The organism is Salipiger pentaromativorans (assembly GCF_024721115.1).
Taxonomy (GTDB): domain Bacteria; phylum Pseudomonadota; class Alphaproteobacteria; order Rhodobacterales; family Rhodobacteraceae; genus Salipiger; species Salipiger pentaromativorans.
In genome coordinates this window covers 323,084-326,128 of the sequence record NZ_JAMDHK010000004.1, presented here as the reverse complement: position 1 = coordinate 326,128, position 3,045 = coordinate 323,084, and the positions used below count along the sequence as shown (strand labels likewise).

General features: G+C 60.3%; 3 protein-coding genes. All 3 read left to right on the top strand.

The window, feature by feature from the left end:
• Positions 1-472 precede the first annotated feature (472 nt).
• Complete coding sequence (locus tag M4578_RS09890) at positions 473-1,798, top strand: TadE/TadG family type IV pilus assembly protein (protein WP_258093284.1); 1,326 nt, start codon at positions 473-475, stop codon at positions 1,796-1,798.
• A complete protein-coding gene (locus tag M4578_RS09885; protein WP_258093283.1) occupies positions 1,795-2,331 on the top strand; it encodes a TadE/TadG family type IV pilus assembly protein in 537 nt (178 codons plus the stop codon). The genes M4578_RS09890 and M4578_RS09885 overlap by 4 nt, the downstream gene beginning before the upstream one ends.
• A 22-nt stretch (positions 2,332-2,353) precedes the next feature.
• Positions 2,354-3,045: TadE/TadG family type IV pilus assembly protein (locus M4578_RS09880; protein WP_258093282.1), on the top strand; the 692-nt coding region annotated here is incomplete at its 3' end.

Genomic DNA, 3,045 nt, shown 5'->3' with positions numbered 1-3,045 from the left:
GGGCTGCTTGGGCATGATGGGGCTTCCTTCTTCGTCCCGCAAAGTCTATACCAAACCCCTCAGAGCGCGAGGTTTTTCAGACCTTCCCTTAGTTGTCCGCTTCGAGGCAGCACATCCCTTTTTTCGCCAGATTTTCGCAGAGGAGTCAGCCCCCCGTTAACCGATTTCGGGCCCATTGTTCACGCAAGGGAAACAGAATACCGCCAAACATGTTCTTCGTCTTTGAAAAGCAAAAGAAATTTCAGAATTTCCCATTAAATCCGCCCTATTTTGGCCATCTTGAGAGCGCACATATCGGCTCATCGAAATGTATGTCTGTGGGGGCATTTTCCGGGCTCACCCCCGGGAGGAAGGAATCGGGATGAAACAGAAACGTTCTGCATTCAGGAGCGGCAGCTTCCCACGGACAGAGACCGCCATCTCGGCGCTGGCAAGCCGTATGCGCCGTTTCGCGGGAGAAGAATCCGGCAGCATGACCTACATGGCCGTGGCGCTCGCGATGCTGATGATGGTGTTCGGCGGAATCGGCGTCGATATGATCTACACCGAGTTGCAGCGCAACAAGGTCCAGAACACGCTGGACCGCGCGGTGCTGGCCGCCGCCGACCTCGACAACGAGCTGGACGCAACCGCCGTCGTCGAGGATTACATGGAAAAGATGGCGCTCGGCGACGCGCTGGTCTCGGTCGATGTGGACGAGGGCCTGAACTACCGCACGGTCACGGCGGAAGGCTATCAGACCATGCCGTCGAACTTCATGCGGCTGCTGGGCATCGACACGTTGCAGGCCGCGGGTCTGTCGCAGGCCTCGGAGCGCATCAACAAGGTCGAGATTTCCATGGTGCTCGATATTTCGGGCTCGATGGACAACAACGACAAGATGAAGCGGCTGAAAGACGCCTCCAGCGAGTTCATCGACACGCTGCTGAACGACGGGTCCGAAGATCTCGTCTCGATCTCGCTCGTGCCCTATTCCGAACATGTGAACGCCGGGCCGGAAATCCTGAGCTTCATGAACGTGAACTGGAGGCACGGCTACTCGCATTGCATCGAGATGCCGGACCGCGTCTTCAGCTCCGCAGCGCTGGATTACTCGATCACCTACGATCAGATGCAGCACTATCAGTGGAACTATTCCGGCCGGAACACCCGCACCGACACCGTCTGCCCGCGCTACGACTACGAGCGCATTCAGGCCTGGAGCCAGAACCCGACCGCGCTCAAGAGCCAGATCAGCAAACTCGAACCGCGCGCCGGCACCTCGATCTTCATGGGGATGAAATGGGCCGCTGCCCTGCTCGATCCCTCGACCCGCAATATCGCCAGCGGGATGATCGAGAACGGCACCGTCGATCCGGCCTTCGAGGGCCGTCCGGTCGCCTATGACGACGACGAGGTGCTCAAGACCATCGTGCTCATGACCGACGGTCAGCACGACCGCTCCTACCGGATCCGCGACTGGGCCTACGACTCCGAGTCCGAATACGCCCACTGGGACCGCTACAACCTCTGGTACTACCTCTCGAACTACGTGAACTCGTGGAGCCGCGGCGATTTCTACTACCAGAAATACGATGCGACGACCGGCGACCGGCTGCTGAGCAATATCTGCACCGCTGCCAAGAATCAGGGTGTGCTGATCTGGTCCATCGGCTTCGAAGTCTCCGATCACGGTGCCGATGTCATGCGGAGCTGCGCCTCCTCGCCCGCCCATTTCTTCCGCGTCGAAGGCGTCGAGATCTCTGATGCATTCTCGACCATCGCCCACACGCTCAACCAGCTGAGGCTCACCCAATGACCGGCTTTCTGAAAAAGGCCCTGCGTCACTTCCGCGACAGCGAAGCGGGCTCGGCCGTCGTTCCCTTCGCCCTCTGGACACCGCTCATGGTCGGCATCGCCTTGTCGACCGTGGAGCTGGGGGCGCTCACGATCCGCCAGACGCAACTGGAGCAGGCGCTCGACCAGACGATCCGCGAGGTCAAGCTCGGCACCGGCCAAGTCTACACCCACGAGGAGCTGAAGCAGAAGATCTGCGACCGCGCCGATGTGCTGGCCAACTGCATGGACACCCTGCAACTGGAGATGGTCGGGCTGAACATGCGCGACTGGGTCGAGCCGCCGGACACCGTGGACTGCGTGGACACCGCCGAGGACATCACGCCGCAGCGCAATTTCGAGTTCGGCAAGGAACACGAAACCATGATGCTGCGCGCCTGCTATCTCTATCGCCCGGTCAGCCCGACCTCGTATCTGGCCGGCAGCCTGGAAAAAGACGCTCAGGGCTATACCGCGCTGGTCGCGACGGGCGCCTTCGTGAACGAACCGCAGTGAGGGTAATGAGATGTTGAACGCAATGATCAAACGGCACCTGCGCCGGTTCTCATCCGACACCGAAGGCTATGTCAGCGTCGAAGTCATGATCATGCTGCCGGTGCTCTTCCTGCTCTTCGGGGCGTCCTGGGTGTATTTCGACGTGTTCCGCCAGCAGGCGATCAACCAGAAAGCCAACTACACGATCGGCGACATGATCTCGCGCGAGACCGATCCGATCGACGGCATCTATATCGACAACACCTTCAAGCTGCTGGGTATGCTGACCAAGAACCCCGTCGAGATCGACGAGCTCACCGGCACCTACAGCGCCGACATGCGGATCACCGTGGTGCGCTACAACGGGAAGAACGACAAGTACCAGGTGGTCTGGTCCGTGGCCCGTGGCGACCTGGAACCGCTGGCGAACAACGTGATGCGCAACTACATCGACCGGCTGCCGGTCATGGTGGACAATGCGCAGGTCGTGCTGGTCGAAACCGCCGAGGACTACAACCCGATCTTCAGCGTGGGTCTCGATGCGTTCCAGATCCAGACCTACAGCTTCACCCATCCGCGCTATGCGCCGCAGGTGCTGTGGGACGATACCAGCGGCAACAACGGCTGGGGCAACGGCGATCAGGACGCGCCGGGCGGCTCGCTCTGCAACAACAACGCCGAGAACGCCACCGAATGCACCAACGAGGACGGCTCGCAGAACGTGGAACCGAACAG